Annotated in this window: 16 protein-coding genes; 7 read left to right on the forward strand and 9 right to left on the reverse strand. The window is 73.4% G+C overall.

Going from position 1 to position 14,126, the window contains the following annotated elements:
- Positions 1–22: 22 nt before the first annotated feature.
- Entirely contained in the window at positions 23–1,558 is a 1,536-nt protein-coding gene (locus tag ABZ354_RS12690; protein WP_358655894.1) for a S8 family serine peptidase, read from the forward strand.
- A gap of 352 nt (positions 1,559–1,910) precedes the next feature.
- Here the strand turns inward: ABZ354_RS12690 and ABZ354_RS12695 are convergent, their stop codons facing one another.
- Positions 1,911–2,585 carry a lysoplasmalogenase gene (locus ABZ354_RS12695; RefSeq protein WP_358655896.1) on the reverse strand — a complete coding sequence of 225 codons (675 nt, stop codon included), beginning with the start codon at positions 2,583–2,585 and terminating at the stop codon, positions 1,911–1,913.
- Entirely contained in the window at positions 2,582–3,463 is an 882-nt protein-coding gene (locus ABZ354_RS12700; protein ID WP_358655898.1) for a sterol desaturase family protein, read from the reverse strand. The genes ABZ354_RS12695 and ABZ354_RS12700 overlap by 4 nt, the downstream gene beginning before the upstream one ends.
- Positions 3,464–4,076: 613 nt before the next feature.
- On the opposite strand from ABZ354_RS12700, the gene ABZ354_RS12705 reads away from it, so the two are divergent.
- The 5 genes from ABZ354_RS12705 (at position 4,077) to ABZ354_RS12725 (ending at position 9,143) form a co-directional block, all read left to right on the forward strand.
- Entirely contained in the window at positions 4,077–5,066 is a 990-nt protein-coding gene (locus ABZ354_RS12705; RefSeq protein ID WP_358655899.1) for a DEDDh family exonuclease, read from the forward strand.
- Between the two features lie 348 nt (positions 5,067–5,414).
- A complete protein-coding gene (locus ABZ354_RS12710) occupies positions 5,415–5,648 on the forward strand; it encodes a hypothetical protein (protein WP_358655900.1) in 234 nt (77 codons plus the stop codon).
- Positions 5,649–5,697: 49 nt separating this feature from the next.
- The gene (locus ABZ354_RS12715; protein WP_358655901.1) at positions 5,698–6,519 is read left to right on the forward strand and encodes an SURF1 family protein; all 822 of its coding nucleotides are present in this window, start codon (positions 5,698–5,700) and stop codon (positions 6,517–6,519) included.
- Between the two features lie 78 nt (positions 6,520–6,597).
- Complete coding sequence (locus ABZ354_RS12720; RefSeq protein ID WP_358655903.1) at positions 6,598–8,382, forward strand: glycoside hydrolase family 15 protein; 1,785 nt, start codon at positions 6,598–6,600, stop codon at positions 8,380–8,382.
- Positions 8,383–8,387: 5 nt separating this feature from the next.
- A complete protein-coding gene (locus tag ABZ354_RS12725) occupies positions 8,388–9,143 on the forward strand; it encodes an SDR family oxidoreductase (RefSeq protein ID WP_358655905.1) in 756 nt (251 codons plus the stop codon).
- A 293-nt stretch (positions 9,144–9,436) separates the two neighbouring features.
- Here ABZ354_RS12725 and amaP read toward each other — a convergent pair whose 3' ends face one another.
- Genes amaP through ABZ354_RS12750 form a run of 5 tightly spaced genes read right to left on the reverse strand, consistent with a single transcriptional unit; the run spans position 9,437 to position 11,809 of the window.
- Positions 9,437–10,024: an alkaline shock response membrane anchor protein AmaP gene (gene amaP / locus ABZ354_RS12730; RefSeq protein WP_358655907.1), complete on the reverse strand. Its 588-nt coding sequence runs from the start codon at positions 10,022–10,024 to the stop codon at positions 9,437–9,439.
- Positions 10,021–10,719 carry a DUF6286 domain-containing protein gene (locus tag ABZ354_RS12735; RefSeq protein ID WP_358655909.1) on the reverse strand — a complete coding sequence of 233 codons (699 nt, stop codon included), beginning with the start codon at positions 10,717–10,719 and terminating at the stop codon, positions 10,021–10,023. The genes amaP and ABZ354_RS12735 overlap by 4 nt, the downstream gene beginning before the upstream one ends.
- Positions 10,716–11,111: an Asp23/Gls24 family envelope stress response protein gene (locus tag ABZ354_RS12740; protein WP_358655911.1), complete on the reverse strand. Its 396-nt coding sequence runs from the start codon at positions 11,109–11,111 to the stop codon at positions 10,716–10,718. The genes ABZ354_RS12735 and ABZ354_RS12740 overlap by 4 nt, the downstream gene beginning before the upstream one ends.
- Complete coding sequence (locus tag ABZ354_RS12745; protein WP_358655913.1) at positions 11,108–11,302, reverse strand: hypothetical protein; 195 nt, start codon at positions 11,300–11,302, stop codon at positions 11,108–11,110. The genes ABZ354_RS12740 and ABZ354_RS12745 overlap by 4 nt, the downstream gene beginning before the upstream one ends.
- Before the next feature lie 57 nt (positions 11,303–11,359).
- Positions 11,360–11,809, reverse strand: coding sequence for an Asp23/Gls24 family envelope stress response protein (locus ABZ354_RS12750; RefSeq protein WP_358656215.1), 450 nt, complete (start codon positions 11,807–11,809; stop codon positions 11,360–11,362).
- Between the two features lie 133 nt (positions 11,810–11,942).
- Between ABZ354_RS12750 and ABZ354_RS12755 the strand changes: the two genes are divergently transcribed.
- The gene (locus tag ABZ354_RS12755) at positions 11,943–12,683 is read left to right on the forward strand and encodes a nucleopolyhedrovirus P10 family protein (RefSeq protein WP_358655915.1); all 741 of its coding nucleotides are present in this window, start codon (positions 11,943–11,945) and stop codon (positions 12,681–12,683) included.
- 22 nt (positions 12,684–12,705) lie between these two features.
- Here ABZ354_RS12755 and ABZ354_RS12760 read toward each other — a convergent pair whose 3' ends face one another.
- Positions 12,706–13,509, reverse strand: a complete 804-nt coding sequence (locus ABZ354_RS12760) for an enoyl-CoA hydratase/isomerase family protein (RefSeq protein ID WP_358655917.1) — start codon at positions 13,507–13,509, stop codon at positions 12,706–12,708.
- Between the two features lie 162 nt (positions 13,510–13,671).
- Positions 13,672–13,893 (reverse strand): helix-turn-helix domain-containing protein, encoded by a 222-nt coding sequence (locus ABZ354_RS12765; protein ID WP_358655919.1) that lies wholly within the window; start codon positions 13,891–13,893, stop codon positions 13,672–13,674.
- Between the last annotated feature and the right edge of the window lie 233 nt (positions 13,894–14,126).

A 14,126-nucleotide genomic window follows, 5' to 3' on the forward strand; every position in this document is an offset into this window, starting at 1 on the left:
TTCCGGATGTTGTGGAGATCCCATGGCTCATCTGCGTTCAAGACGCACACTCGCGCTCGCCGTTCCCGTGGTGATGTCGCTGACCGCCTCGATCGGTTTTCTCCCCGCCGCGTCCGCCGCCCCTCAGGCGGAATCCGCCGCGCGGGCCCTCGGGCAGACCGCCGCGGACGCGGACTCGTTCAGTTACGTCGTCAACATCCGCGAGGGCGAGGCCCCGTCCCGTGCGCTGAAGAAGGCCATCGGCGAGTTCGGCGGCACCATCGTCACGTCGTACGACCGGATCGGTGTCGTCGTCGTCCATTCCGCGAACCCCGAGTTCGCCCAGCACATACGCACGGTGCGCGGGGTGCAGTCGGCCGGTGCGACGCGTACCGCGCCGCTTCCCGCGCAGTCGACGACCGACGTGGGCACCCCGAAGGTGCTCAGCGCGTCCGAGGTCGCCGCCGCCGACGCCGTGGACGGGAAGGACCCGCTGGAGCCGCTGCAGTGGGACCTGCCCGCCATCAAGGCGGACAAGGCGCACGAGAAGTCGCTGGGCAGCGACAAGGTGACGGTCGCCGTCATCGACACGGGTGTGGACGACACCCACCCGGACCTGGCGCCGAACTTCGACCGGGACGCCTCGGTGAACTGCGTGGCGGGCAAGCCGGACACCTCCGAGGGTGCCTGGAGGCCGGGCGCCGCGGAGAGCCCGCACGGCACGCACGTCGCCGGTGAGATCGCCGCCGCCAAGAACGGCATCGGCATGACGGGCGTCGCGCCCGGCGTGAAGGTCGCCGGCATCAAGGTGTCCAACCCGAACGGCTTCTTCTACACGGAGGCCGTGGTCTGTGGCTTCGTGTGGGCGGCCGAGCACGGCGTCGACGTCACCAACAACAGCTATTACACCGACCCGTGGTACTTCAACTGCACGGACGACCCGGACCAGAAGGCGCTCGTCACGGCCCTCACCCGGGCCACGCGGTACGCGGAGCGCAAGGGCGCGGTGAACGTGGCGGCGGCCGGCAACGAGAACTACGACCTCACGGCCGACGAGATCACCGACGCCTCCTCCCCCAACGACAGCATGCCGGGCGAGCGTGTCGTCGACCCGTCGGAGTGCTTCGACATCCCGACCCAACTGCCGGGTGTCGTCACGGTCGCGGCGACCGGCGCCAAGGGTCTGAAGGCGTCGTTCTCCAACCACGGCCTCGGCGTGATCGACATCGCCGCGCCCGGCGGTGACCGCACCGCGTACCAGACGCCGGACGCGCCCGCCGTGGACGGCCGCATCCTGGGCACGCTGCCCGGCGGCACCTGGGGCTACATGGCCGGTACGTCGATGGCGTCGCCGCACGTCGCGGCCGTCGCCGCGCTCATCAAGTCGACGTACCCGAAGGCCTCGCCCGCCGTGGTGAAGACCCTGCTGTACGCGCAGGCCGACGGCACGTCGTGCACGGACCCGTACGACATCGACGGCGACGGCAAGATCGACGCGGTGTGCGAGGGCACGAAGAACCGCAACGGGTTCTACGGCTGGGGCATGGCGGACGCGCTGGCCGCGGTCACGAAGTGGTAGCACCTGTGGCGAAGTAGCCGCACCCGTCGCGGTGTGGTCGCCGTGTGAGCGAGAGGGCCGGGCCCTGTGCCCGGCCCTTTGGCCTGGCCCGGCCGCACGCCCGGGTCACCCCCCGGGGCGCGCGCGGGGCACGCGCGTGCGGGTGGGGCCGGCCGCCGGGCGTGCGGGTCGGGCCGCCGCCGACGCGCGGGCGAGCGTGCGGGCATACGGGTGTGCCGACCGCCTTGCGCGCGTGCGGGTGGGCCGACCATCGGGGGGCGAGACGGTCGGGTGTGCCTGCCGTCGGCGGGAGCGGGGACGGGCAACCGGGTAAGCCCCTTGCCCGGCGGGCGTGCGGGTGGGCGTCGTGTCTTCAGGCAGCCGCGCCCGATGCCGCCGCCGGAGCCGGCCGCGGGCCCCCGGCGGCGAGTACGCCGGCTGCGAGCAGGGCCTGTCCCGCGAGGTAGGTCAGCATGACCCAGAAGTCGGCGCGCGGGAGCTGCGGCCAGTCGGCGATGCCGGTGGCGATGAGCGTGTCGGAGAGCAGGAACAGCGCACCGCCGAGCCCGGCGACGGCACCGACGCGGACGGCCGCTGCGCACGCCATGGACGTGAGCAGGGCGCTGTAGACGGCGACGGGGACCCGCAGCCCGGCGGGCAGGTCCGGCCGGAGCAGGACCAGGAGAGCCGCCAGCGCGACGCCGTAGCCGATGACCAGCAGCCGGGCACGCGTGTGCGGGGACGGCGAGTTCCGCCCGCGCCGCGCGAACAACGTGAGGTAGCAGACGTGTCCGGCCGCGAAGCAGCCCATGCCGGCGAGGAAGGCGGGATCCGCGTCGAACAGCAGCAGGGTGTCGCCGCCCCAGCCGAAGAGGAGCGCGGCCACCAGCAGCCGGGGCGCGCCGGACACCGCCGCCCAGGCGGCCAGCAGCGGCATCAGGAAGGGCTTGGCGATCGTGTGGCCGGTGTCGGGGCCCGCGAGGAGGCTGACGAGATCGACGGCGGCGGCGAAGGCGAACGCGGCGAGCAGGCCACGGGTGGGCTTCACGCGGCGAAGGTCTCCTCGGCGGGCGTCGCGGCGGGCGGGGCTGTGTGCCGGGCGGGCTGCCAGCCGGGGCCGCGGAACACCCGCCCGGCCCGCTCGCGCCAGCTGTGGGCCGCCTTCAGGTCCCTGGCGATGGCGACGTACTCGTGCGTGGCGACCCTCAGCGGGTTGTGCGTGGAGATGTTCTTGGTCAGGCCGTACATCGGCCGCTCGGTCTCGGCCACGAAGGACCCGAAGAGGCGGTCCCAGACGATGAGGATGCCGCCGAAGTTCCGGTCGAGGTAGCCGCCCTGGGAGGCGTGGTGCACGCGGTGGTGGGACGGCGTGTTGAACACGAACTCGAACCAGCGGGGCATCTTGTCGATGCGCTCGGTGTGGATCCAGAACTGGTAGACGAGGTTCGTCGAGGAGCAGAACGCGAGAGCCGCCGGGTGTACGCCGCACAGGACGAGCGGGACGTAGAACGGCCAGACGGTCAGGGACGTCCAGGGCTGGCGCAGCGCGGTCGTGAGGTTGAACTTGCGGCTGGAGTGGTGGACCACGTGGCAGGCCCACAGGATGCGGACGACGTGGTGGCCGCGGTGCGACCAGTAGTAGAAGAAGTCCTGCGCGAGCAGCATCAGGGGGACCGTCCACAGCAGGACGGGCACGCGCAGCGGCGTGAGCTCGTAGAGCGCCGTGTAGACGGCGACGATCGGGATCTTCCACAGCAGGTCGAAGACGAGGCTGCCCAGGCCCATGCCGACGCTGGTCGCGGCGTCCTTGGTGTCGTAGCCCGCGGCCTCCTCGTCGGGATGGAGACGCACGCTGATCATCTCGACCACGGTGAGCAGCACGAAGGCGGGTATCGACCACAGCACGACATCGGGCAAGTTCGGCATGGTTGCACCGTAGGACCGTCGGCAGGACACCACCAGACGTTATTACCGACAAGTTTTACCCGGGAGTAGCGCCGCCCTGTTGGCACTCCCCGCCAATGGACAACGGGAACGCGCGCGTGCGCGCGAGGAATGCCGACGGTGCCGTCCTGCCCGCGGGATGGGCTCGTCGCGTGCACGCGTGCGCGGGTGAACGCCGGGGGTGCTGCCCTGCCCGCCGGGTGTGCCCGCCGGTGTGTGCGTGCGCGGGGAACACCGTGCATCTCCTTGTCCACCGCACCCGCCCGCCGCGCCCGTGCCCGCGTGCGGGATCGCCCCGCGTGGCCGGCCACGGCCTCGGCCGGGGCGCCGTGCGTCACGCTCCGTCAACCGCTCGGCGGCCACGGACGCGACGCGCGGGGACGGGCCACGTCCCCTCAGAAGCGCTGCAGCTGCCCCGTGTTCGGACTGCTGCCGTCCCCGCAGGCCGCGCCTTCGCGCGGCGACAGTGGCCGTGCCGACGGCGCACAGCCCGTCACTTCTCGGGCGCTGCACCGCGTTTGGCACCGGGGCGCGACCTGACGCGTCCCGCCCTCCCGGCCCGCGCTGTCGGTCGCGGCCCGTATCCTCAGGGACCATGCTCGAAGACCGTATGACGACCGCAGCGTCCCCGACTGCGTGGCCGGCCGCATATCCCCCGGGATACGCGGTCGTTGACGTGGAGACCACCGGACTCGCGCGGGACGACCGGATAATCTCCGCGGCCGTCTACCGGCTGGACGCGCGCGGCGAGGTCGAGGACCACTGGTACACGCTGGTCAACCCGGAGCGCGACCCGGGCCCGGTGTGGATCCACGGTCTGACGAGCGACGTACTCGAGGGCGCGCCCCTCTTCCGCGACGTGGCGGAGGAGTTCACGGACCGGCTGCGCGACCGGGTGCTCGTGGCGCACAACGCGGTGTTCGACTGGCAGATGATCGCCCGGGAGTACGCGCGCGCGCAGTGCGAGGCACCGGTGCGGCAGCGGCTGTGCACCATCGCCCTGTCGAAGGAGCTCGGTCTGCCACTGCCCAACCACAAGCTGGAGTCGCTGGCCGCCCACTTCGGCGTCGTGCAGCAGCGCGCGCACCACGCGCTGGACGACGCGCGCGTACTGGCGGAGGCCTTCCGGCCGAGTCTGCGCGCCGCCGCCGCGGGCGGTCTCCGGCTACCGCTGCACGAGTGCCGGCCGCTGACCGAGTGGACGGACCGCCCCGCCCCGGGCATCGGCCGGCAGGCCGGCCACGGCGGCGGCTACCGGGCGGGCGGCTGGCGCCCCTCCCGCAGGAGACCCGCCTGCCCCTACCCCAACCCGGGCCGCTACGAGGAGGGCAGGCCCCTCAAGCAGGGCATGCGCGTGGCGTTCTCCGGGGACACCTCCGTCGACCGCGAACTGCTGGAGGACCGGGCGACCGAGGCGGGGCTGCACGTCGCGTCGAGCCTGTCCCGCCTGACCAGCCTCCTCGTCACGAACGACCCGGACTCGAGCACCTCGAAGGTCGTCAAGGCCCGGCAGTTCGGCACCCCGGTGGTCGACGAGGCGGCCTTCGGACAGCTGCTGCGGGACGTGGAGGCGGCGGACGGGTGAGCGCGGCGGGTGACCCGGCCGGACGGCAGGTGTGACGGCGGGCGGCGGGCCCGGCGGCCTCCGGCCCGTTCGTCCCACCCGCCCGTGCGTCATGTCCGCCCCGGTCGGCCAGGGGTCCGTACGCCCGTGGCCGTTCGACCGGGGATCCGTACGGCCCTTGACCGTCCGACGGGTGGACCGTACGACCCGTGACCCTACGACGTGTGTCCTCGACGCGCGGCCCCTGCAGCCCGTGACTCGTACGACCGGCTGACCGTACGACCGGGTGACCGTACGACCGGGTGATTGCCGGGCGACTCGCCCGGCGGCCGCTCGCACACGGGAGGCCGAGCACCCAGTGTGTGGCGCATGGCACGTTGCGAGGTCTGCGGAAACGACTACGGCATGACGTTCGAGGTGCACGCGCAGGGCGCCGTCCACGTCTTCGACTGCTTCTCCTGCGCGATCCACCGCATGGCGCCCATCTGCGAGCACTGTCGCGTCCAGATCATCGGACAGGGCATCGAGGTCGAGGGCCACTGGTTCTGCGGCGCCCACTGTGCCCGGGCCGAGGGGAGGGCGGGCATCGTCGACAAGGTGTGAACCCGTACCCGGCGCGAGACGCCCCATGACCGAGTTGTACGGTCGTGGGGTGTACCGCTTCCTGTTGTCCCGGCAGTGGGTGATCCTCACGCTGGCCGCCCTCCTCCTCATCCCCACGATGATCAGGCTGGGCATCTGGCAGATGCACCGCTACGAGCTGCGCACCGACCGGAACCAGCAGGTCTCCGGCGCGCTGGCGGCCGACCCGGTGCCCGTGGCCCGGCTGACCGCCCCCGGCCACGCCGTCACCACCGGCGAGCGGTACCGCAGCGTGAGTGCGCGGGGCCACTTCGACACCGCCGACGAGGTCGTCGTGCGCCGCCGCACCAACTCCGACGACCAGGTCGGCTACCACGTCCTGACCCCGTTCGTCCTCACGGACGGCAAGGTGCTGCTGGTCAACCGGGGATGGATCCCCGCCGACGGCCCGAGCCAGACGGCGTTCCCCGAGATCCCGGCACCGCCCCGCGGCGAGCTCACCGTCACCGGGCGGCTGATGCCCGACGAGACGACCGAGGCGAGCGGCATCAAGGACCTCGAGGGCCTGCCCGACCGGCAGATCATGCTCATCGACAGCGCGCAGGAGGCCCGCCGCCTCGACGCCCCGGTGCTCGGCGGCTACGTCGTGCAGACCGCGCCCGCGCCCAGGGGCGACGCCCCTCAGCCGATCGGCGAGCCCGGCCGTGAGAACGCCGCGCTGAACTACGCGTACGCCGTCCAGTGGTGGCTGTTCGCCGCGGGCGTCCCCGTCGGCTGGTTCGTGCTGGTCCGCCGTGAGCGCCGCGACCGGGCGGAGGCTGCGGCAGCGCGGAAGGAGAGCGCGGGCGACGCGGGCGACGCCGAGGAGGACAGCGAACCCGCCGTCGTGTAACCGACGTCACAGTCCTCCGGTCGCCCTCCCGACCCCTGCACGGATTGCGCCCGAGGTCCGCCGGGCACTCGCACCTGCGTGCACCCCCGCATCGAGGACTACGCACTCATCGGCGACGAACAGACCGCCGCGCTCGTCGGCCCGGACGGCTCGGTCGACTGGCTGTGCCTGCCCCGCTTCGACTCGGCCGCCTGCTTCGCGAAGCTCCTCGGCGACGAGGACAACGGCCACTGGCGCATCGCCCCCGAGGGCGCGGAGCGCTGCGCCCGCCGCGCCTACCGCCCCGGCACACTGGTCCTGGACACCGAGTGGGACACCCCGCAGGGCAGCGTGCGCGTCACCGACCTGATGCCGCAACGCGACCGCGCCCCCGACCTCGTACGCGTCGTGGAGGGCCTCAGCGGCGAGGTCACCCTGCACAGCGTGCTCCGGCTGCGCTTCGACTACGGCTCGATCGTGCCGTGGGTGCGCCGCGTCGACGGCCACCGGGTGGCGGTCGCGGGCCCGGACTCGGCGTGGCTGCGGTCCGAGCCCGAGGTGCGCACGTGGGGCGAGAAGTACGGCACGCACTCCGAGTTCACCGTCGCGGCGGGCGAAAAGGTGGCGTTCGTGCTCACCTGGCATCCCTCGCACGAGCCGCGCCCGCCGCTCATCGACCCGCTGGACGCGCTGGAGCACAGCGTCACCGACTGGCGGGCGTGGGCGGCGCGGTGCCGTTACGACGGGCCGCACCGCGACGCCGTGATCCGCTCCCTGATCACCCTCAAGGCGCTGACGTACGCGCCGACCGGCGGCATCGTCGCCGCGCCCACCACCTCCCTGCCCGAGGAACTGGGCGGCGTACGCAACTGGGACTACCGCTACTGCTGGCTGCGCGACTCGACCCTCACCCTGGGCGCGCTGGTGTCGGCGGGCTATCAGGAGGAGGCGGAGGCCTGGCGGAACTGGCTGCTGCGCGCGGTGGCCGGCGCCCCCCGGGACCTGCAGATCATGTACGGACTGGCGGGCGAGCGGCGGCTGCCGGAGTCCGAGCTGCCGTGGCTGTCCGGCTTCGCCGGGTCGACGCCCGTACGGATCGGCAACGACGCCGTGAACCAGCTGCAGCTCGACGTGTACGGCGAGGTCATGGACTCCCTGGCGCTGGCCCGCAGTTCGGGCCTGTCCGCCAAGCCGGACGTGTGGGCGGTGCAGCGGGCGCTGATGGACTTCCTGTGCAAGCAGTGGCGGGAACCCGACGAGGGACTGTGGGAGGTGCGCGGCGGACGGCGGCAGTTCGTGCACTCGAAGGTGATGGTGTGGGTGGCCGCGGACCGGGCGGTGCGCGCGCTGGAGCAGTACCCGGAGCTGCAGGGCGATCTCGACGGCTGGCGGGCGATGCGCGAGGAGGTGCACCGCGAGGTCTGCGAGAAGGGCTACGACCCCGAACGCAACACCTTCACGCAGTCCTACGGCTCGCGCGAACTGGACGCCGCGCTGCTGCTGATCCCGCGCCTGGGCTTCCTGCCGCCCGACGACCCCCGGGTGCTGGGCACCATCGAGGCGATCCGCGAGGACCTCGGCCACCACGGCTTCCTGCGCCGCTACACCGCCGACGAGACGACCGTCGACGGCCTGCCCGGCGGTGAGGGCACCTTCCTCGTCTGCTCCTTCTGGCTCGCGGACGCGCTGCACGCCACGGGCCGCACCGAGGAGGCCCGCGAGCTGTTCGAGCGGCTGGTGGGGCTCACCAACGACGTCGGTCTGCTGGCGGAGGAGTACGACCCGGTGGCGGGCCGGCAGCTCGGAAACTTCCCGCAGGCGTTCAGCCACATCGGTCTGGTGCACACCGCCCTCGCCCTGTACGGGGAGGACGGGGCAGGATAGAGGCCATGGATCTTGGACTGAAGGACCGGGTGTACGTCGTCACCGGGGCCACCCGTGGCCTCGGCAACGCCGCAGCGCGCGAGCTCGTCGCCGACGGCGCGAAGGTGGTCGTCACGGGGCGGGACGAGAAGACCGTCGCCGAGGCAGCCGCCGCGCTCGGCCCGAACGCTGTCGGGGTCGCCGCAGACAACGCCGACCCGCAGGTGGCCGAGCGGCTGGTCGCCGCCGCCCGCGAGCACTTCGGCGCCTTCCACGGCGTCCTCGTCAGCGTGGGCGGGCCACCGCCGGGCTTGGTCGCGGACACGACGGACGAACAGTGGCAGGCGGCGTTCGAGTCGGTGTTCCTGGGGGCGGTCCGGCTCGCGCGGACGGCCGCCGCGGAGCTGGGCGAGGGTGGCGTCATCGGCTTCGTGCTGTCCGGTTCGGTGCACGAGCCGATCCCGGGCCTGACCATCTCCAACGGGCTGCGCCCGGGTCTCGCCGGGTTCGCGAAGTCCCTCGCCGACGAGCTCGGCCCGCGCGGCATCCGCGTCGTCGGCCTGCTGCCCGGCCGCATCGACACCGACCGGGTACGGGAGCTGGACGCGCTGTCCGCCGACCCGGAGGCGACCCGCACGGCCGCCGAGTCACGCATCCCGCTGCGACGGTACGGCGCCCCGCGGGAATTCGGCCGCGCGGCCGCCTTCCTGCTCTCCCCGGCCGCGTCGTACCTGACAGGCGTCATGCTGCCGGTGGACGGCGGTGTACGGCACGGGTTCTGAGGGACCGTTCGAGAAGCCGGGCGCATCCCCGGGGGTCCCTGGTCCGGGGCCCGGGTTCCCGCGCCCGGGGTCCGGCCTCCCGTGGTCCGGGTTCCCGCGTCCGGGGTCCGGGCTCCCGCGGTCCGGGTTCCCGCGCCGGGGGTCGGGCTCCCGGGATCCGGGGTCCCACCCGGGGGTCGGGGGTCCGGGGTCGGGGGTCCGGGGTCGGGGGTCCGGGGTCGGGGGTCCGGTCCACCGGGTGGTGGAGTCGGCACCACCTTCTGGACCGCGTCCTGCCGCGGTCCCGGGTTCGGTCAGCCGACCCGTTCCGCGCGGTGTCTGACGCCCCTCAGCCGCACCTCCGCCGGCAGGCTGGCCAAGCCGGCCGAGTCGCGGGCATGGGCCAGCGCCCCCGCCGTCAGGCGCCGCAGCGCACTGCCCGGGGCCGCGTGCGGGCCCAGCAGAACCCGCATGCGGACCTCGGGGGCGGCACGGCGGCCGATGAGGGCGACGTCGGCTCGTTCGACACCCTCGGTGCCGCCCGCGTCCTCGGCGACGACACCCTCCAGGGTCCGCCCGCGCAGCAGCGCGCCCTCGCCGTCGCCCGTCTCGACCAGCACCTCGGTCAGCCGGCGTCGCCGTGTCACCGCGACCAGCCACCACAGGGCCAGCAGCGCGAGCGCGGCGAGCCCGGCGATGACGGCCGGCCACCACCAGCCGGCGTCCCGCCAGCGGGTCCGCTCGGCCGCGGTCAGCAGCACGTCGTGCCGCCCGTGGTGGATCCACCAGGACGGCGGGGGCGCGCCCAGCCCGACGGCCAGGACGGAGCCCCCGACGGCGAGCAGGGCGAGGCCCAGCAGCCCCAGCAGTACCCGGTTGACGGACCTGAGCACGGCCTTCACCCCTTCTTCCTGCCGAGCCGCCGGACATGCACCGACAGCGCGGGCGGGCGGGTCACACCGAGCTCCCGCACGGCCTCCGCGAGCACGTCGTCCAGGTCGTGGCGTACGTCGTCCAGCGCGCGGAAGTGCGACACGGCGCGGACGTCGGCCCGTGAGCGGCGCATCCGTACCCGTACGGACTGCACTCCCGTCACCTCCATGGCCCGGTCCCGCAGCACCAGGGCGGCCGCGTCCCGGTGCAGTCCGGCGCGCACGTCGGTGTGCGGCCGCAGCATCGGCAGTACGCCCCGCAGGCCGGGCGTGACCGCCAACACCACCAGCCACAGTCCGAGGCCGGCGGCGACACCGGCGCCCACCAGCACCCACACGTCGTCCAGTGGCCGCTCGGCGAGCTGCCGGGCCAGTGCGCGGCGCCAGCCCATCACCGGCCGGTCGAGGCGCACGGCCACGACGTCGTAGAGGAGAAGGGCCGCGCCCGCCAGGAGCAGCAGCGCGACGAGGCCCGCGGGGACGCGGCGCACCGACCAGAACCGTCCGCTGCCGCCGGCACCGTCCTCGAGGGCGGGCGGCGGCGCGTCGTACGCGGCGGCGGACGCCGACTGGCCCGGGGGGCCCGGTCCGTCCCCGGCACCGGTGTCCTTCTCCATGACCGGTGTCCGCGGCGTGCTGCCCTCCAGGCCCTCGGGTTCGCTCATCGAATCCTCCCCTGGTCCGCACCGTGCGCCGGGGACAGATGCAGCCGCTCCACGTGGACGGCGACCTCCGGCACGTGCATGCCCACCAAGGTGCCTACCCGTTCGGCGACATGGCGACGCACCGCGCGGCAGTGGGCGCCGATGTCGCCGGGGTAGCCGAGTTCGACGTGCACGCGGACGTGGGCGACCTGATTTGCGGAATGCCCCGGCCGGGGGTGGACGCTCACCGTGGCGTGCGGCGGCGAACCGTCCGGCGGGGGTGCGCCCAGCGCCTCGCGTGCCGCCTGCGACGCGATCTTGGCGACGACCCGGTCGGCGATCCGGGTCGCCCCGCGCTCACCCTGCGGTACCACGGCCTGCGGGCTGCGGAACGCCTCGGCCGCGGTACTCACCGCCGTCCTCGCCGCCGGTCGTCGCGCGTACGGATGAAGTCGCCGAGCTCCAGGTCCCCCTCGAGGAACCGGCCGACGACAAGGCCGACGGCGCCCAGCGCCGCCACCAGCAGGAACGCGCCGAAGCCGCCGAAATACCCGGCGAAGGCCAGCGCCATTCCCGCGATCAGGCCGACCACGGCCATGCTCATGCTGCGCTCCTCAGCTCATCGTCCCGGCTCGCCCGTCCCGGATGGTCCGGACGGGGCTCACTGGAGCCGGCTTTCCGGTTCCTCGTCCTCGTCCTCGGGCAGTTTCACGTCGCTCACCGCGATGTTGACCTCCACCACCTCCAGACTTGTCATCCGCTCGACGGCGGCGACGACGTTCTCGCGCACGTCCCGGGCCACGTCGGCGATGGCGACGCCGTAGTCCACGACGATCTCCAGGTCGAGAGCCGTCTGCACCTCGCCGACCTCGGCCTTCACCCCACGGGTCACCGACTTCGCACCCCCGGGCACCCGGTCCCGTACGGCCCCGAAGGTCCGCGAGATACCGCTGCCCATGGCGTGCACGCCGTCGACGTCCCGTGCGGCCAGCCCGGCGATCTTCTCGACCACCCCGTCGGCGATGGTGGTGCGGCCGCGCGTGCCGGGGTCTCCGCCGCCCCGCCTGGCCGGCTGCGCCCTGTGGGCACCGGAGGTGCCGGGCAGCTCCATGCCGCTTTCCTTCGCACTTGTCTGATTCGACTCAGTCATATCATTCATGTTCGCACGTCCCTTTCGGTCGTCCTTGTGACCACCGTAAGCGCGGATGCGCGCTCGCGCGCCGGGGGTACGGCAAGCTGGAGGAATGACGGCTGACCGGTGGACACGGACGGTACGGCAGCAGGTGGGCCTCGGCAGGCTGCTGCCCCTCGGCGGACCTCACGACGGGGCATGGCTCGCGGAGGCCGCGGCCGGGGCGGTGCTGCGGGACGCGGCGCGGAACGTGCCGGGCGTACGGCCGGGCCGGGTGCGCATCGCCCTCGCAGACCCGGAGGACACCACCGACCCGGTCGTGCCGCCGCCGCCCGGCGCCCTGCCGCCCGGCCCGCTGCGCGTGACGGCCGACTTCGCGGCGACAGCGACGGAGCCCCTGCCCGAGACGGCGTCCCGGCTCCGGACGGCCCTGTCGACGGCGGCGACGCACCGGCTGGGCCTGCGGGTCACGAAGGTGGACCTGCGGGTGACGGACCTGTGGGAGAGCCAGGACGCCGCCGGCAGCGAGGCCCCCGCGGACGCCACGGACGGGGGGCACCCTCCCGCCGACGTCCGCGACTCCGACTCCGGTGACGCCGGCCGGGTGGCCCGTGCCGTGCTGGCCGTTCCCGGGGTCGCCGGGCTGACCGGCGTGCCGGCGCGGCGGCCGGTGGGGTTCTGGGAAGCGGCGACGGACGGGGACCCCGCCCTGCCGAGGCGGCACGTTCAGGTGCAGATCGCCGTGCGCGCGGACCACCGGGCGCTGCACGTGGCCCGGGAGGTCCGCGCGCGGACGGGTGAGCTGCTGCCGGACCGCCCGACGGTGACGGTCCTGGTCACCGCCGTCGAGTGACGACAGGCGGCGGGGTACGGACTCAGTCGCCCATCCCGGCCAGGTCCCGCAGCCGGCGCGCCTGGGCCGCGCGTTCGGCGACGCGCTGCGCCTCGTGGTCCCGGTCGAGCGCGCCGCGCAGCAGCGCCTTCGTCTCGACGACCGCGTTGCGGGGCGCGGCGAGCAGGGCCGCCGTCAGGTCGCGTACGGCGTCGTCGAGCTGGCCGGCGGGCACGGCGAGGTTGGCGAGGCCCGTGGTGACGGACTCCCCGGCCGTGACGAAGCGCCCGGTCACGCAGATCTCCAGGGCGCGGGCGTATCCGACGAGGCCGACGAGCGGATGGGTGCCGGTCAGGTCCGGCACCAGTCCGAGACTGGTCTCGCGCATGGCGAACTGCACGTCGTCGGCGACGACGCGCAGGTCACAGGCGAGTGCGAGCTGGAAGCCCGCTCCGATGGCATGCCCCTGGACCGCGGCGACGGACACGATGTCGTTGCGCCGCCACCAGGTGAACGCCTCCTGGTACTCGGCGATGGCCGCGTCGAGCTCGGCGTCACCGCCGCGCGCGAGGTCGATGAACGACGGTTCCCCGTCGAAGCCCTCGGGCGTGAACGCCTGCCGGTCGAGGCCGGCCGAGAACGACTTGCCCTCGGCCCGCAGCACCACGACGCGGACGGCGCCCGGCAGCAGCCGGCCCGCCTCGGCCAGCGCGCGCCACAGAGCGGGGCTCTGCGCGTTGCGCTTGGTGGGGTTGGTCAGCGTCACCGTGGCGAGCGCGTCGTCGACGGTGAGCCGTACCCCGTCCTTGTCGAGTACCGGACCGAGGTCCTTGGCGGGCGAAGCCATGGGGCGCCTCCGATGGGTGCGGTCAGTGCGGATGCCGTACGGAGTTCCGTTGCGGAGTCCGTACGGCGTCCTTAAGTGACTGCACAGTAACCACCCGGTCTGCCGGTCGGCCGACCGGGTGGCCACCGTCGGAGCCCTGGAGCCGTGAGGCTGCCCGGGGCATCAGGCCGTCGAGGCCTTCTTGCCCCGAGTCGCCCCGCCACGCCCTCGCAGCGTGACGCCCGACTCGCTGAGCATGCGGTGCACAAAGCCATACGAGCGGCCGGTCTCCTCGGCCAACGCCCGGATGCTCGCACCGGCGTCGTACTTCTTCTTCAGGTCTGCCGCGAGCTTGTCGCGCGCGGCGCCGGTCACCCGGCTGCCCTTCTTCAGAGTCTCGGCCACCCGTGCCTCCTCATGGGAAGTGCGCTCTGGTTCTCCTCATGATCACCCCTCCGGGGCAGGATGGCCACCCATTCGGCAAGGTCCGTGGGACATCGTCGTGACGACAGGAGCGCGTCCCCACAAGTGGAAGAAGTCATTCCAGGTGTTGTGGTCCATGCGTCCGAACGGGTTGTTCCGTGAAGTTCCTGGTCAGGAACGCGCGACGGCCGACCCCTCGGGGATCAAGGGATCGG

This window comes from Streptomyces sp. NPDC005925, from assembly GCF_040638805.1.
GTDB lineage: Bacteria > Actinomycetota > Actinomycetes > Streptomycetales > Streptomycetaceae > Streptomyces.